This is a genomic window from Desulforamulus reducens MI-1 (assembly GCF_000016165.1).
Classification (GTDB): Bacteria; Bacillota; Desulfotomaculia; order Desulfotomaculales; family Desulfotomaculaceae; genus Desulfotomaculum; species Desulfotomaculum reducens.
This window is the reverse complement of the sequence record NC_009253.1, coordinates 1664376-1680967: the sequence shown is the minus strand read 5'-3', so window position 1 is coordinate 1680967 and position 16592 is coordinate 1664376. Positions and strand designations below refer to the sequence as shown.

The window sequence follows — 16592 nt, the reverse complement described above, 5'->3', positions numbered from 1 at the left end:
TCTATACCACCAGATTACCGGCAGCCTTTACCCTAATTTTTGTAGCATTGCCCGGCAAATAAGCCAACGGGACATCTTCGATTTCAACAATATCAATGCTGTCCGGATCTGCCCCAGCCTTTATGGCTTCTTCTACCGCCATTTGCTTGGCCCTTTGCAGGGCACCCTCCCGACCCATTTCGTCAATGGAGAAAACCCTTTCCACCTGCCCACTTACCTGGGCAATGGCGGAGCCAATGGCATTGGCAACATCGTAATGGTCCGGACGTATTACCTCGGAGGCCCCGGCCAATTGATCGGGCAGGATGATACTGCCACCTCCAACCAGGATAACTGGAATGGGATCTGAGCTGGTTTTCATGCGGTCAATGACATCTTCAGTCATGGCCACCATCTTTCGGTAAGCCTCATTTAGTGTATCCTTGGGCAGGTCTTTAACCTTAGCCGCATCTCCCATGGAAGCCAGACCAAGGGCGGTGACCACATCCGAGGTGGTCAGGGCTTGCCCACCAAAGATCAAAGCTTCCTCGGTAATGCGATAACCCACACTATCGGGACCAATGGTGATGCCTTGATCATTTCGAACAATGGTGCCGCCGCCTAATCCAATGGAAATCAGGTCAGGCATACGGAAATTGGTGCGTACACCACCAATTTCCACTGCGATGGATGATTCCCGGGGGAAACCATTCACCAGCACCCCAACATCCGTGGTGGTGCCACCCACATCAACCACCAGGGCGTTCTTATGCTTGGCCAAATAGGAAGCACCACGAATACTGTTTGTCGGCCCGCAGGCGATGGTGAGGATAGGATAACGGGTGGCATATTCCACAGCCATTAAAGTTCCATCATTTTGCCCAAAGTAAACTCTGGCATCAATACCCTCCCTTTGCAGGGCCGATACAAAACCATCCGCAGTGGTCCGGGCAACATCAACCAAAGAAGCATTTAACACCGTTGCATTTTCCCGCTCCAAAAGACCAATGCTGCCTATTTCATGGGAAAGGGATACCGGAATGTCACCCAACTCTTCCTTCATTATTTCCGCCGCCCTCAGTTCATGGTTATTTGTGACTGGTGAAAAAACCGAGGTAATGGCAATGGAGTTCGCTTTCCCTTTAATTTCTTGGGCAATTTCCCGCAGCCTTTTTCCATCTAGGGGGGATATTTCTCTGCCGTCAAATTCGTGACCGCCCCTTACCAGAAACTGCTGATTGCCAATGGCTTGTCTCAGGTCGCTGGCCCAACCAGTTAAGGGCTTAATGGCACCGGTGGCCGGTAAACCGAGGCGGATGACTGCCACTTTATTCAACCGTTTGCGTTCTACCACAGCATTTGTGCAATGGGTTGTGCCAAGCATGGCATATTTGATCTTGCTGCGATCCACCACTCCTTGTTGCAGTACCATGGACATGGCCTGATAGATACCAGTGGAAACATCTGCTGTGGTGGGTGTCTTGGTTTTGGCCACTGGAGTTAAGTTTTCATCTAAAATTACGGCATCCGTATTGGTGCCGCCAACGTCAATACCAATTCTGTAACTCATTACTGGTGCCCTCCCCTGCTGTTGGAAATTCTGTTTTCTAAGGGAATATAGTCAATGTCATAGCCAAAATATCGGGGCCCCACTGTGGCTATACCCTTTTCTGTGCGCCAATGGGGATGGCAGGGAATACCAATGACCACAGCCCTGGCGCCATATCTTAATCCCTCTGTGGTAACGGGACGGGCCGTCTCTGCATCTAGGACCGCAATTAAATCTGGTGTGGTGGCCAGTACTTCTTTTTCTGTCCTGGCAATCAGGTGTTCATTTTGGAAATGAAGGGTAAGGGTTTGACTTTTATAGCCATCTGTACCCTCCAGTTTACTTTCTCCTCTGGCAAAACCACCTTCAGTCCTACGGGCCACATCCATAACCTTACCCCGGAACAGCTCATAACCACCTGTTATCCTCAGCACCGTTTTGATGGGGTCCACCCGATTTATTTTTGCTTCCCGGATAGCCCGGCCAATTTGCTCGGTTAACGTGATAATGCCATGGATACCACTTAGTTTCATTTGCGAACCACTCATGGGATAAATGGCTAACATAACCGAGCCGCCCATTACCACCGTGGCATTTCTGGCCAATCGCTCGGTCCAAACATTATCAACGGTATCCAACATTATACTGTTCCCCTTTTCATCACAGAGGACCATGGGGGTGGCAGAGATATCGTTTAGGTGAAAGGTCACCATTTGTAGTTCCGGAAAGGCTCTGCCCATGCCATCGGTGTCCACCACCGGAATTCCCATGCGGGCAGCCAGGGCCAAGGGAATCATGGAGTTAACTCCGCCGGCTTCAATGGGAATGGTGGCAAAAACCTTGGTTCCCAGGGTTTTTGCCAGTGAGTTGAAGGCATGGATCGCCTCTTCACCGTTGGGTACCTTTTCCACCAGTACGGTGGGTGCACCCATCATGGCCGTTGGCACAATCAAAGCCTCATCGGGCACCTCATGGGGTTCCAAAAGCTGAATGGGGCCAAATTCTTCCACAGCTTGAATGGCCATAAGTTTCCCGACGTAGGGGTCACCGCCGCCGCCGGTGCCGAGCAAAGCTGCACCCAGGGCAATATCTTCAATGGCTTGAATATCTAAGATACGCATTTAATGTCTCTCCTTTGAGTGTAGAATTAAACAGTTTCATTGGTTTTAGTAAATTCAACAATGCTCTGGTTTGATACCAGCCCATATACTTTCATTCCTATGTAGTAACCAAGTCCACCCACCACAAGAGAATTGATGGCCGGAATCCCGGTATCGGTAACGAAATAGCCCACCAGGAAAGCAAGTATCCAAGCCGCCATTGTTACAGGATTCCATATCTCACATTCCGCAGGTAAAGCATTTCTCTCTCTGCTCTCATCCAGGATACGGCGGTTTCTTTTTAATATGTAATAATCAACAAACATAATGCCGGCCACCGGGGGCACCGCAACGCCCAGTAAGACTAAGAAATTAACAAAGTAACTGATAATTCCAATCATCGAAAGAACGGTTCCGATAATACCAATGGCCCAGGTGGCAGCAACACGGTTTACTTTCCACTGGAAAAGGGCATTTAGCATATTGGTTATGCCCAAGCTTGAAGAATAAAGGTTAATATCATTTAATTTAATAGTTGAGAAAATAACGATGGCGGCCCCAATCCAGCCGGCCAATGAAAGCATAATGGTTACAATATCACTGGAGCGAACCGCCAGAGCCATTAAAACAGACATCATGTTCATGCCTAATTCACCCACAAAGGTTCCAATCAAAGTCATCCAAAACACATCTTTTTCCGATCTCATAAAACGGCTGAGGTCAGGCGTAATCACCGCACCAATCATAAAACCACCTGCCACCATTGTGGTGGCCACAGCAAAACTCAGGGGTTCACCGGCGGGTTTAGCATGAATCAATTGACCCACATCGTGTCCGGCCAACACATGAGCCATAGCAAAACCCACTGCTAAGATAAATAAAGGAACCGAAATATTGGCCGTAATACTTAACAAACGAAAACCAAAAACAACAATAATGGTTACAGCCAGACCGGTAATCATGGCCCAAATCTGGATATTAAAAATACCCGTCGCCTTTAATAGTCCCTCTGCAAAAACAGAGTTTTGTACACCAAACCAGCCCATCAGGGCAATGGCAATTACGCCCCCGATAATCGAGGAACCCATTTTGCCAAAACCTGCCCAGCGGGATAGCAAACTGGTGGACATACCTTCCCTGGCAGCAGCGGCCCCCAGTGCATAACTAACTACCTGAAGCAGTACGCTCCCCACCATGGTTGCCCAAAAGGCACCCCAAAAGGTCATACCGTAACCCAAGGCCGCTCCCAACATAAGCTGTGAAACACAGGCAAGGGAACCAATTCGGATCACTAACACCTCCCACATGGGCCGCCGAGCATCCATAGGAACTCTGGACAACGAGTAATCATCGCCCCCGTGTACATTTGACATAAAAACTCCTCCTCAAAAAGATAAAATTACGTCTGGGGTAGACACCCTCCACCTGTGTCATATGCAAAACCAGTGCCATTAATTTTATCACTCTTTTCCTCACTAAAGAGCTAATTGATAGCGTAAATTCTCATTTTAGAATCATTTTTCTCATTTTTTAACTACATTTTTAAGATTCATTGGCCTATTTCTCATTATTTCGCATTAATTATCAATAATCGTCGTGTTGTCAATTATTCTCAATTTGGTTTATAGTATAGTTATTACATACTCGGAGGAAACAACATGACTTACAGCGGGGTAATTACTTCTGCCATTAACAGTTTAAAAAATCTGCTACCCTGTCAGGTCACCCTTTGGTACCAGAGGAAAATAATCTATACATCTTTGCCAAACCCACTTAGCCAGTTGAATGACTGGCCCATTATCGAGGAAGCTAAACGACAAAATTCTGCCATTATGATTAATTCCCCCAGACAGCACCACCTCTGTGCCCAATGTCCGGTGATCGATATGTGCTCCTTGGCCCTTGAGTTATTTTTCCCCTTTGCGGAAAATTCATTGACATCCGGCAGCGGTCTTTGCTTGCAATTTCCTCTAGAATCCCTGACCTCCATGCAGGTAATGGGTTTAAACCAATGGCTGCGCCACCTGAAAAGCTATGCTCGTTATTTTGAATTTTTAATCAAAGAAGGTGTCTATAAACAAAAGGAGTTGTTGCATACTCAACAGCTCAATTATCTTTTATCCCTTGTCCCAGAGGGCATCGTCTTGTTGGATGAGCAAAAAAAAATCAGCACTCTCAACGAAAGGGCCGAACAACTCAATCTGGCCCATCACTATCATCACAAAAGGGATCTAAAGGACATCCATACCCAGGGACATCAATTCAATTCAGCCCTGTCCCCTATCCAGATCAAGGTGAAAAACTTTTATCAGGATAAAAAATTCATTGGTGCCATCTGCCATACCCAGAACTTTGACACGATTAGCCCTCTACCACAAAGGACCCAACGGTCCCCAGTGTTCCCTGGGATTATCGGCAAAGGTCCCGCCCTGCAAAAAATTCTTGAGATTATCAAACAAGTTGCTAAATCCGAATCCACTGTTTTGCTGCGGGGTGAAAGCGGAACAGGCAAGGAATTATTTGCCCATTCCATTCATGAATTAAGTTCAAGAAATAGCGGGCCCTTTGTAGCCATTAACTGTGCCGCTATTCCTGAGGCTCTTTTGGAAAGTGAATTGTTTGGTTATGAAGAAGGGTCCTTCACCGGGGCCAGAAAAGGGGGAAAACCGGGTAAGGTGGAGCTTGCCAATAATGGCACCCTTTTCCTAGATGAAATTGGCGATATGCCATTAACACTACAGGCAAAACTTTTAAGGGTGATCCAAGAAAAAAACATTGAACCCGTGGGGTGCTCCTATCCCCTGCCCATTAATGTGCGTTTGATCGCTGCCACCCACCGTAATTTGGAGGAAATGATCGGAACAGGTACCTTCCGGGAAGACTTGTTTTTTCGTTTAAATGTCATCCCCATTTTTATTCCACCCTTGCGACAACGCCCGGAAGACACTGAACTACTGCTTCATTATTATTTAAGAAAATACTGTATCTTGTTAAAGAAACCCTTTAAGATTTTGTCTTACGCCGCCTTGCAACAGTTAGTAAAATATCATTGGCCGGGCAACATCCGAGAACTGGAAAATTTGGTGGAATATCTGGTTAATATTCACAACCAAGATATTATTTCTCCGGAGGATTTGCCAATCACCATTCAACAACCAATCAAAGAGGAAAATCAACCAATTGGTATCCAGCCAGTGGAGCCTCAAACTCGAAAAAGCAGTGGACAACGGTCTCAAGCAGAACTTATTCAGATGCTAAATCGTTTCGGTTGGCATACTGATGGAAAGAAAAAGGCAGCGGCTGCTTTAGGAGTTAGTTTGGCCACCCTCTACCGTCGAATTAAAAAATATAAACTAAAGGAGTAAGCAAAGATGGCCGAAATCCTCATTGTTCAAGATATTTTACCATTATCCCTGGGCAGCATTCTGTTGGGTTCCGGCGGTGGTGGCAATGCCTTTATTTTGAGTACAACCTTGGAGAATTACTTGGGAAAGCACAAGTCTCAAGTTGAAGTAATCCCCTACCATCAATTGCCGGACAACTATACCGTTGCTTCCATTGGTTTACTTGGTTCCCCCGAACTAATGGAAGAAAACCTGCCGGATGGCAGCGAAGGAGAACGGGCCATTGAACTTCTGGAAAAAAATATTAACCGTAAAATCGATGCCCTCTTTGCTCTGGAAGGGGCTGGCATCAATATCCTCTATCCTGTACTGGTGGCCGCCAGAACCGGTATCCCTTTGGTTGACGGTGATGGCATGGGACGGGCTTTCCCGGAATTACAGATGACCACTTTCCACATCTACGGTCAACCCAGTACCCCTTCTGCCCTTACCAATTCGGAAGGCAAAGAGAATTTATTGTTTTATAAGGATCATTTTTTACATTACTACAATATTCGAAAAACTCTGGTGGAATATGGTGGCGTAGGATACTTCGCCGGTCTTGCTATGAACGGACAAGAAATGAAAGAAGCCATCATTCCAGGCACCCTTTCCTTTGCCCTGGAAATGGGCCAGGCATTAAAAAACAATCATTATCAAGAGGCTTTCTGGCGCCTGCAATATATTACCAAAAACTCCATTTATGGACAAGCCATTGAACTCTTCATCGGCACCGTAGTAGAATTCGGTAACATTGCTACACTAAAGTTAAAATCCATTATTCTTAAGGGAATTAACCAATATCAGGACGATACCTTTCAAGTGCTGGTTGAAAACGAAAATGCATTTGCCTATCACAATGAAAAGATGGTGGCCATGGTGCCGGACATTATTTCCTTTTTGGAATATCCCTCGGGGCAACCCATCAATAATAATGAGATTTACACCGGCAGGCAAATCGCTGTGATCGGTATTCCCTGTCCCAACCAACTGCGTACCAGAGAGGCCCTGGCAGTAATTGGTCCATCTACCTTTGGATATAAGACCCAGTACGAGCCCTTGGAGCAATTGCATCCAAATTATTATTTCAACAACGGGGTTTAAGGTTATGAATTATTCCATTAGTTTTCTGATCGAAGAAAAACATATTTCTGGCCTGCTGGCCATGGAAGACCTTATAATAGCAACCACTAGGCTGGCCTATGAAGATTTAGCCTATGCCCTCAATAATGGATTAAACCAATTGTTAAAGCAGACATTCATTAACCCACAGGAAATTAAAACCATCTTCATTACCACTGACTTTTTAAACCTCTTTGGGGTTGGCAAAATTATCAAGCATAGAATTGGCTATATTCGTTATCTACCTAAAATAACTAGAAACAATCCTCCCCTTGAACACTCTCCCCTGGCAAAACTGATTGAGACAGCAACGGTGGATAGTTTTGAAAGCCTGGAAGCTGCCATAAAAAGTATGGGCAAAAAAAAAATAAACCTGTTGGCCATTAATCCTTCTTTCTTTTCCTGGCGGTATTTAACTAAACAGACGGTCAGTCCTTTGGTTGAAAAACACCTTGGTCCGTTACCGATTGTGATGGGTACTATCTTTAACAAGATTGGTTATACAGAACGAGAGAATCTACTATTAACCAATGCATTATTAGTGCTGGGGGTTGGCCAATTTTATGACCAATTGGCTAAGGCTATGGGTAGCCTGGGTATTACCGCAAAGATTCTCACCTTACGCAGCAACGGCATGTTAATGACCGAATCAAAGGCACGCCAGTACCCTATTTATACAGTTAAGGCGCCGTTGGCAGCCTGTTTTCTGTCCAGCGAACACCCATTTTCCCGATATGTCATTAAGGTGATCGAAGGGGATAAACAACTGGTTTTTGGAATGACAGAAAAGGGGTTGCCCCATGCACCTATGGCTCCCCTTCACTGCCAGCAGGTGCCATTAAAGTTGTCCCACCCCTATACACAATCCATCCCATTACCAGCCAAACAGCCCTATGATGATTTGCGGGAAGCCATTAAGGAAATATTAGCATCCTTTAATATGGCCGATGAATCTTTACCAGTTGTGCTGCAAGTGAACCAACGGGAGTTAAAAACACTTTTGTTTCGAATTTGTCAACGCCTTTACTTGCCGGTATGGGAAGCGGCTAACTCCAGCCAAACAGGGGTTTTAGTCGCACCCATTTGCCTCGAACATGAATGCTACCTTTCCGATTATACCGGCCCGAGACGCTCGGAAATACAGGCCGCTCTGTGGGAAAAGCTTTATCAGGAACTCCAATCTGAAAATTTAACGTCCCTTGGGGAATGGTCAAAATTCTGGGACGAACGCTATATCCGTTACCTGCCGGAACAAGCAGCTCTGATCCGTTTTGGTTTATTCAGTCGTTGTAAATAAGTAAAAAAACACCCACTTCCAATATTCCGGTGAAGTGGGTGTTGCCATTTTGCCAGTCAAGCTAATCTAAACTGCACCCCGTAACCGCCCCGGGGATAACGCCACCCGATATTGCCATGGGGGCAGGCTATGCGGCAGGCACCACACTCCAGACATCCTTCATGCCCCACACTAATTCGGTCATCTCTCCACTCATAAACCCTAGCAGGGCAGAAAAATGTACAGTCCTTGCCTGCACATTTTTCCGCACATACAGTAGGATCTTTGATTACAAGATGGGACTGGTGATCCGGCTTCCAACGGTTTAAATATAATTTGTCGTCGATGTTGGTTTCACCCTTGAGATGTTTTAGCTTTTTGCTTATTTGCCCTTGCATTATTTCACCGCCCTCCAAGCTTGATAGATATCTTTACCTAACGAAAACATGGAACGACCGCTTAATATCCTACGGGTAATGAGCTTTTGCTTGTCCTTTTTACTAATACCATCAACCGTCAGCATTTCCCGTAGGGCCATGTTAGCGGCGGGAATATATTGATTAAAATACTGTGGCTGGTTCTCAAACAGGCGAGAAGTATCTTTATACTTCTTTAAATCCTTTATGACAAAGCTGTCCCGCAGGTTAATCTCATAGTGTGACAAGGCACGCTCATTAAACTCACCGATCTTATGGGCACGGATAATGGCCTCGGCAGCCAAACGACCAGAGGTCATCGCTAGGTTGCTACCTTCCCGGTGGATACCATTTACCAGTTGAGCAGCATCTCCAATGGCCATAACACCGTCACCAACCAGTTTAGGGATGGCATTATAGCCGCCCTCGGGAATTAAATGGGCATAGTACTCCACGGGTTCACTGTTACGAATGAGTGGCCGCACCGCAGGATGATTCTTTAAATTCTCCAGCAAATCATAAGGACGTACCTTAGCTTCCCGAATCTGGGAGAGCAGTGCCCCTACGCCAATAGAAATATGCTCTTTATTGGTATAAATAAAGGCTGTTCCCACCATACCCACTGTACCGCCGCCAAAGATTTCAATGGTTGCTCCCATACCGCTGTCCAGGTTGAAGCGGTCTTCAATAACCTGAGAAGGAAGCTTCAATTCTTCCATAACCGCCAGAGCCACTTGCTGAGGCTGCCATTCACTGTGGAAGCCCAACTGCTTCCCTAACAGCGAATTCACCCCATCGGCTAACACTACAACGTTAGCATAAAGATCTCCGTCTGGCCGGTTGGTCCTTACCCCTACCACTCGCTCGTTTTCCACAATGCAAGACTCTACAGTGGTTTCATTAATGATGATGGCCCCCGCCTCTGTACACTTACGGGCAAACCACTGGTCAAATTGACCCCGGAATACCGTAAAGCAATTGTAGGGCTCTTTGGCCCACTCCTGGCCTTTATAGCTGGTGGTCACCACGGAATCTTCATCCATCAGCCAAAATCTTTGCTCTACTACTGGGCGCTGTAAGGGGGCCTCTTTCCAAAACTCCGGGATTAACTCCTCCATCATTGCACGGTAAAGCACGCCACCCATGACGTTTTTAGCTCCAGGGTAATCCCCGCGCTCAATTACCACCACAGCTAAACCTTCTCTAGCCATTTTATAAGCAGCAGCAAGGCCTGCGGCACCTGCTCCTACCACAATTACATCAAATTTCTCAGGCACAGCAAATGCCCCCCTTCTTGCCCTTGTCTTTTAATAATACCTGCAGAGGCTTAATTAGGTTCGGGACAATTTTTAACGCATCCCCCACAATACCGTAGGTACACTCTTGAAAAATGGGGGCTTCTGGGTCTGAATTAATGGCAATAATGATATCGGAACCACGGATGCCCACCAAGTGTTGGATAGCTCCAGAAATCCCCAGTGCAAAATAAAGTTTGGGTGCCACAGTAACCCCGGTTTGACCCACTTGATATTTTTGCTCAAGCCAGCCCGCTTCAACAGCAGCCCGGGTACCTCCGACTTTACCACCGATTGCCTCAGCCAAACTACCACAGATTTTATGGAAGCTTTCTTTATCACCAAGTCCGCGACCGCCAGCAACAATAATTTCCGCATCCTGGAGGTTAGCTTGCTCACCGTATTCCTGCACAATTTCCAAGACTCTGGTTAACAGATTCTCTTCTTGTAAACTCACTTCCGGTTTGACCAGCACACCCTGTCGTCCGGGCACCGGATCACCCATTTTCATGACCTTCGGGCGGACGGTGGCCATCTGGGGGCGATGTTTTTTGGCTACAATGGTAGCCATAATATTACCGCCAAAGGCTGGCCGAGTGGCTAGCAGCAGACGTTTAGCCTGATCAATATCCAAGACCGTACAATCTGCTGTAAGCCCGGTGGCTAACTCCGTGGCCACTGCCCCTGCTAAGTCACGCCCGGTTGTGGTGGCACCCATTAAGACAATCTCCGGCAAGTATTCTTGAACCAACTTGCCAACCACCTGCATATAGGTTTCTGTGCGATAATAGCATAATACGGGGTGATCCACCAGATAAACCTTGTCTGCCCCGTATTCATAAAGACTGGCTTCCAGACCAGAAAGGTTATAACCCAACAGAACACCGGCTAACTCTACACCCAGTTTATCTGCCAACTGTCTGCCTGCCCCTAGCAATTCTAAGGAAACTGGCGCTATGTGCCCTTCCCTTTGCTCGATAAAGACCCAGACACCTTTGTAACGTCCTAGTTCACCCTCTAATTGAGCAACCTCTTGTGCAGGATTTGTCTGGTTAGCTGTTGACTGTTCCATACAAACTTCTTTTGCTGGTGTAGTTATTGGCGCTGGTTCCTCAGTGTTTTTCGGAGATGATAATGCTTCTACAGGGCAAACCTCCACACATTCGCCACAATCCACACATTTTTCTGGAATAACCTGGCACACACCAGCATCATTCATAAAGAGTGCCTCGTGAGGGCAAGATGTAATGCAAGCCTGACAACCCATGCAGGCTGAAGATACTTTAACTGCCAATTGAATCACCCCTTCTGTCTATTCTTAAATTGCTCGTTGGGATAATTTTTGTACTAACTGCTTAATGATCTCTTGTTCACTACCCTTTAGTATTTCTCCCTCGCCACGCTGGCTGGGAGCAAAGATTCTAGAAACCGAAGTTGGGGAACCCTTGAGACCCATCTTGACAGGATCGGCACCCAAATCAGTCATTCCCAGAATGGTGGGCTGATAGCGGGCAGCCCGCAACATATTGGGCAGGGACTCATATCTTAGGTCATTAATTTCTTTTTCAACGGTAATTAAACAAGGTAATTTTGATACCACCACTTCATGTCCATCATCCAATTTACGATGAACTTGAACCTCTCTTTTGGCTGTATCTACATCCACCACATTTTTTACATAGGTGAGTTGTGGCATACCCAATCTACGGGCAATACCAGGCCCAACCTGGGCGGTATCTCCGTCGATGGCCTGCTTACCACAGAAAATTAAATCAATAGGCTCCTTGTGGCTGATTACTTCAATACCCTTTGCCAAGATATAGCTGGTGGCCAGTGTATCTGAACCAGCAAAGGCTCTATCACTTAACAAATAACCTTCATCTGCCCCTAACATAATGCATCTTTTAATAACCTCCACGGCAGCTGGCGGTCCCATTGAGAGAACAGTTACCTTTCCCCCTACCTTTTCCTTGATCCTAACCGCTTCTTCTACGGCATGGCTATCATATGGGTTTATGATGGCTGGTGCGCTGGAGCGATCGAGGGTGTTTGTCTCGGGATCGATACGCACCTCTGTGGTATCAGGAACCTGTTTAACACAAACCAGAATATGCATAAGTCACCTCTCCTAGTTGTAATTTCTTAAACATTTCGAAAATTATCTGCAATGACAGACTAACATATTACTCGTTGTTTATCTGTTAGGTATATCACAGTTTTAATTTAACTATTCATTACCAAAAATAAAACATGCAAAATAAATTTATAAAAGCCAAGACTGTTGCAATCTGACAACAGTCTTGGCTTTTATTATATACTCTTTTTGACTAACGCCAAACTGGCAATTACTAACAATAAAATAAAGGTAACCAAGATGCGAGTCTAGGTTTTTTATCATTTCTTATCAATTTGTATTGGCAAATTAACCTTGATGGTTGTTCCTTCAGATATTTTACTGTCTACCCCAATTGTTCCTTTATGCCTTTCTATTATCCACTTCGCTATGGCTAACCCCAATCCAGTACCGCCAGTCTGTTTTGTCCTTGATTTGTCCGCTCTATAAAATCGATTAAATATAAATGGCAGGTCCTCTTTAGAAATTCCTATACCCGTATCCTTAATGGTAATTATTGCCCGATTATTTTGTGCGTAGCAGTCAATAATAATCGTTCCACCCTCGGGAGAGTATTTTATACTGTTATCAACGAAATTCCTTAAGGCTTCTTTAATAAGTTTCCGATCCGCATGAACAAAAACGTTTCAACCCGATGGCTTAAAATTTCATGGGATTGATCAATTAATCTTGTTTCCTTTATAATTTCATCGATTAATTCATGAATTGAAAATAATTCTTTCTCTATTTTTAAAGTTTTTTTGTCTCCTCTGGCAAGAAACAAAAGTTTTTCAATTAAATCTTTCATGTTAGCTGCTTCTGTTTTAATAGAATCCAAAGATTCTTCCAATACTGATGGATCATCTTTGCCCCATCTATCCAATAAATTGGCATAGCCTTGGATAACAGAAATGGGTGTTCTTAATTCATGGGAAGCATCTGAAACAAAAAGGAATTTCAACAAATCAAACTCTCTCTTGGTTAATTCTATTGGATTGTCGTTAAAGGTTACTGAGTGTTTAGCTAAATCCAGTTTTAAAGAATCAACCTGTAAAACCGAGTTTTTTATGGTGGGGCCTTTTCTCTTTAAGTAATTTAATTATACCTAATAAGTCTTATAGCTTCTATGAAATAAGCCTTAGCTGTACTTATTCCTATTGTACAGTTACAATCTTTCCATACTAAAATAACCTACATTAAACTGTAGGTTATTTGTAGATCAATACGCATTTTAGTTATTGAGTTACAGTATCATCTTCGCTTAATTTTTTCTTTGCTGTGTCTACAGCGTCAGAGAGCTTATGAAGTGTTTTATTTACTTTTAATTCTTCTCCATTTTTCCCTTCAAACTTCATTCTATGGCCGGTTACTAAACCAAGAAGCAGGACCGGCATAACAATATAAGGGGCACAAACAGTTATTATCAGCGTAACAGTTACTGATAGATCTAAAATGGTTCTTTCTTTTTTGCAAACAATAAACCTAGTATTGTTTCCTTTTTTTAGAAGTTTTTTCATTCTGTTAAGGAAGCTCTTTTCTTCTGATGGATCATTTATTTTATTATGTTTTTCAAGGTACACTAATGCTTCTAGTAAATTCCCGTTACATTGTTCCAATGCATCTTTAGCATCGGCATAACTTACGTTGGTTCTTTTTTTCAATTCATCAACAAGTTCTAGATTAAAAGTCATTTTTATTCCCTCCAGAATTCTTAATATGAACTTATTATAGGAAGGAATAGCTAGAGAATTATTAATGAAAAATTAGAATTTGATTAGAAAAACGCCGCGAAAACATCCGTAAAAATCTAGTATAATGCTAAATCTATCCCAAAGAGAAATCGCCAGATTATTGGCGTTTTTTCTTTGGGATACTTAATTTATTATTTGCTGCTCCCTGATAAATCCCCTTTAGCAATATCCTCCGCCGCCCTCTGTAATGCTGTCACAGGTTTAATGATATACTTGTTTGTAATCTGCCAGGAGAAGAATATTAAAAACAGATAGCCCACTGCACAGCCATAAATCACAGTCATATTTTTTTTAACAGTGGCGGCAGAAGCGGTTTCGTACATTTTGGTTGCCTGATCAAAGGTATTTACCATTTTAACCAATTGTTCATTAATAGCCTCTGCCTTGGCAGTGGACTCTGGGGAAATGCTAGCAATGCCCTCAATATCTGACTTAATCCCTTGCCAGCTTGTTTCGGCTTCCGATAGGAGGTTTAAAATTTCCGGGGTTTCAGTTTTGGTTACCTCTACCTTAGTTCCCCCTACCTCCAATGGGCCTCCTGTTTTTAAAGCATTTAGGGATTGTTCAAAAATATCCATGGCCTTTGTTAAGTCTTCTTGGTGCTGGGAGTTTGACGTTAACACAAAGCCAAACACATCCTTTGCCATGCGTTGACTCAGCATTCGCTGCCGACCGGCAACATTAACCCGCACTGCATCTTCCTGCTGGGCATGGTTCATAGCGATAATTAGGTTGATTTGCAAAATTGTGGTGGCTAACACCAGTAACAATGGGACTAATACCTTCCACTTTAAGCTTAAATTTTTCATGGTACCCTCCACTTTTTATAGCTTGAATTTTTTCACCATACCTTGCAGATCATCAGATACGCCGGCCAATACCTCAATATTACTATTAATTTCCTCAAGGGTTGCGGTCTGTTCTTCTACTGCGGCGGCAATATTTTGTACCCCGCTGGATATTTCTTGGGTAGCTGCCGCCATATCCTCAACCTGGGAGCTAACTTCATTCACCGCATCATGGATTTGTACAAAAGATTGGGATGTTACCTGTACAATCTCGTTTCCTTTGACAGTCTCTTGGCTGGTACTATCCAGCTTTGAGACAATTTCCGTAATTTCAAATTGAATCCCATTAATTAAGCTGCTGATTTCCTTGGTAGACTGGGCAGATTCCTCAGCCAACTTGCGCACTTCATCCGCCACTACAGCAAACCCCCTGCCATGTTCCCCAGCCCTTGCAGCTTCAATGGCAGCATTTAAGGCCAATAGGTTAGTTTGGTCAGCAATGTTTCCAATAACCGACAAGATTTGAGTAATTCTATTAGAAGTTGCATTCAGGCGCTGGGCCGCTGCCACAGCATCATGGGAAGCGGTGGCAATGGAATTCATCTGGGTTGTCATTTGCTGCATATTATGGGCCCCCTGGTCAGCTAAATCCGCTGATTCCCTGGCCTTGGCAGCAACTCCTTGGGCCCGTTCGGCCACACTGTCTGAACTTGCTGATATCTGCATAATGGTAGCGGCTGTTGAGGAGGACGCCTGAGATACCTGGTTGGTGCTCTGGGACATGGTATTGGCTAAATCATTGGTTTGGTTGGATTTTTCCGCTAATTGACTAATTAATTCTCGCAGGTTTTGCCGCATAGTCACGAATGACCCGGCAAGTTTTCCTATTTCATCGGTGCTGTTTAAAGGTGATTGATTGTTTGTAGGCATTACTTGTAGCTCCTCCTTATTTTTTCCATTCACTGCAGTATAGCAATAATATATTACCATTTAAACAATCTTGTATTACAAATTACTTACATTATTATAGGCTTAAATGTCCGATATTTAATGCAAAATAAATACTTGGCATAAAATTACAGGTTTTTTTGTATAAAAACTGTTAGCTATATCACAGGTTAACTGATCTTTTAGAAAACTTAACTTAATTTTGCATGTTACAAAGTTTATAATTCTAGCTATACAAAAAATAAACAGAGTCTCAAAAGAAGATCTCTGTTTTCAGTCCCATTAATTTTATTCCTTTAATAATCCCTTTATTTTGGTTTCTAACTCCATCGGAGCAAAGGGGCCGATCTTTGCTTCGGTAATTTCCCCTTCTGGCCCTATGATAAAACTGGTGGGTAGACTTCTAATTGCATATTGCAATGAAACCTCACCTTTTTCATCCAGCAAAACCGGAAAACTGTAACCTTTTTCGGCTATAAATTTAACTGGATCTTGCGGATTTTTTTCCTGATCCGTAAGATTAACTGCCAATACAACAAAACCTTTATCTTTGTATTTTTGATAGGTCTTTTCTATCTCTGGCATTTCCACAATACAGTAGGGACACCACGTGGTCCAGAAGTTAATCAGCACTATTTTTTCCCTGAAATCTGCTAAGGAAAATTCCTTGCCCGATAGGTCCTTTAGCTTAAAATCAGGAGCCATTGTTTTATCCTCTTTGGTTAACTCCTTTTGTTCAGTCTGCCCGGTGGTTACGGAGTCCGACTGAGATACTTGACCAACCAGTTCATCTTCCTGATAATTCCGATAGATAAAAACTCCTGCTGCAATTGCAATTATGATAACCAAGAACAAGATATTTTTTTTCATCT

Annotated in this window: 16 protein-coding genes and 1 pseudogene; 3 read left to right on the top strand and 14 right to left on the bottom strand. The window is 44.0% G+C overall.

Features of this window, described 5'->3' with window-relative positions; genetic code table 11:
* Position 1 precedes the first annotated feature (1 nt).
* The 3 genes from DRED_RS08335 to DRED_RS08325 are packed head-to-tail and all read right to left on the bottom strand — an operon-like array spanning position 2 to position 4001.
* Positions 2-1549, bottom strand: coding sequence for a hydantoinase/oxoprolinase N-terminal domain-containing protein (locus DRED_RS08335; protein WP_011877891.1), 1548 nt, complete (start codon positions 1547-1549; stop codon positions 2-4).
* Positions 1549-2649, bottom strand: coding sequence for a DUF917 domain-containing protein (locus DRED_RS08330; protein ID WP_011877890.1), 1101 nt, complete (start codon positions 2647-2649; stop codon positions 1549-1551). The genes DRED_RS08335 and DRED_RS08330 overlap by 1 nt, the downstream gene beginning before the upstream one ends.
* Before the next feature lie 26 nt (positions 2650-2675).
* Entirely contained in the window at positions 2676-4001 is a 1326-nt protein-coding gene (locus DRED_RS08325; RefSeq protein WP_011877889.1) for a purine-cytosine permease family protein, read from the bottom strand.
* Between the two features lie 285 nt (positions 4002-4286).
* Here DRED_RS08325 and DRED_RS08320 point away from each other — a divergent pair, with 285 nt between their 5' ends.
* The 3 genes from DRED_RS08320 to DRED_RS08310 are packed head-to-tail and all read left to right on the top strand — an operon-like array spanning position 4287 to position 8430.
* Positions 4287-5993: a sigma-54 interaction domain-containing protein gene (locus tag DRED_RS08320; protein WP_011877888.1), complete on the top strand. Its 1707-nt coding sequence runs from the start codon at positions 4287-4289 to the stop codon at positions 5991-5993.
* Between the two features lie 6 nt (positions 5994-5999).
* The gene (locus DRED_RS08315) at positions 6000-7115 is read left to right on the top strand and encodes a DUF917 domain-containing protein (RefSeq protein WP_011877887.1); all 1116 of its coding nucleotides are present in this window, start codon (positions 6000-6002) and stop codon (positions 7113-7115) included.
* Positions 7116-7119: 4 nt separating this feature from the next.
* Positions 7120-8430 carry an N-methylhydantoinase A/acetone carboxylase subunit beta-like protein gene (locus tag DRED_RS08310; protein ID WP_011877886.1) on the top strand — a complete coding sequence of 437 codons (1311 nt, stop codon included), beginning with the start codon at positions 7120-7122 and terminating at the stop codon, positions 8428-8430.
* Between the two features lie 56 nt (positions 8431-8486).
* Here the strand turns inward: DRED_RS08310 and DRED_RS08305 are convergent, their stop codons facing one another.
* The 11 genes and pseudogenes from DRED_RS08305 to DRED_RS08265 form a co-directional block, all read right to left on the bottom strand.
* On the bottom strand, positions 8487-8807 hold the full coding sequence (locus DRED_RS08305) for a ferredoxin family protein (RefSeq protein ID WP_011877885.1): 321 nt from the start codon (positions 8805-8807) through the stop codon (positions 8487-8489).
* Positions 8807-10102, bottom strand: coding sequence for an FAD-dependent oxidoreductase (locus tag DRED_RS08300; protein ID WP_011877884.1), 1296 nt, complete (start codon positions 10100-10102; stop codon positions 8807-8809). The genes DRED_RS08305 and DRED_RS08300 overlap by 1 nt, the downstream gene beginning before the upstream one ends.
* Positions 10095-11414 (bottom strand): FAD-binding protein, encoded by a 1320-nt coding sequence (locus DRED_RS08295; RefSeq protein WP_011877883.1) that lies wholly within the window; start codon positions 11412-11414, stop codon positions 10095-10097. Before DRED_RS08295 ends, DRED_RS08300 begins: the two co-directional genes overlap by 8 nt.
* A gap of 24 nt (positions 11415-11438) precedes the next feature.
* Positions 11439-12236, bottom strand: a complete 798-nt coding sequence (locus DRED_RS08290; protein WP_011877882.1) for an electron transfer flavoprotein subunit beta/FixA family protein — start codon at positions 12234-12236, stop codon at positions 11439-11441.
* A gap of 278 nt (positions 12237-12514) precedes the next feature.
* Entirely contained in the window at positions 12515-12814 is a 300-nt protein-coding gene (locus DRED_RS19670) for a sensor histidine kinase (RefSeq protein WP_337998932.1), read from the bottom strand.
* Positions 12815-12834: 20 nt separating this feature from the next.
* Entirely contained in the window at positions 12835-13194 is a 360-nt protein-coding gene (locus tag DRED_RS19665) for a histidine kinase dimerization/phospho-acceptor domain-containing protein (protein ID WP_337998926.1), read from the bottom strand.
* A gap of 274 nt (positions 13195-13468) precedes the next feature.
* Positions 13469-13924: a DUF4342 domain-containing protein gene (locus DRED_RS08280; RefSeq protein ID WP_011877881.1), complete on the bottom strand. Its 456-nt coding sequence runs from the start codon at positions 13922-13924 to the stop codon at positions 13469-13471.
* Between the two features lie 191 nt (positions 13925-14115).
* Positions 14116-14793, bottom strand: coding sequence for a type IV pili methyl-accepting chemotaxis transducer N-terminal domain-containing protein (locus DRED_RS08275; RefSeq protein WP_011877880.1), 678 nt, complete (start codon positions 14791-14793; stop codon positions 14116-14118).
* A 15-nt stretch (positions 14794-14808) separates the two neighbouring features.
* Complete coding sequence (locus DRED_RS08270) at positions 14809-15498, bottom strand: methyl-accepting chemotaxis protein (protein WP_420794781.1); 690 nt, start codon at positions 15496-15498, stop codon at positions 14809-14811.
* 120 nt (positions 15499-15618) lie between these two features.
* Positions 15619-15702: pseudogene (locus DRED_RS19760) on the bottom strand (hypothetical protein); the annotation flags it as partial.
* A gap of 306 nt (positions 15703-16008) precedes the next feature.
* A complete protein-coding gene (locus DRED_RS08265) occupies positions 16009-16590 on the bottom strand; it encodes a peroxiredoxin family protein (RefSeq protein WP_011877878.1) in 582 nt (193 codons plus the stop codon).
* Positions 16591-16592 lie beyond the last annotated feature (2 nt).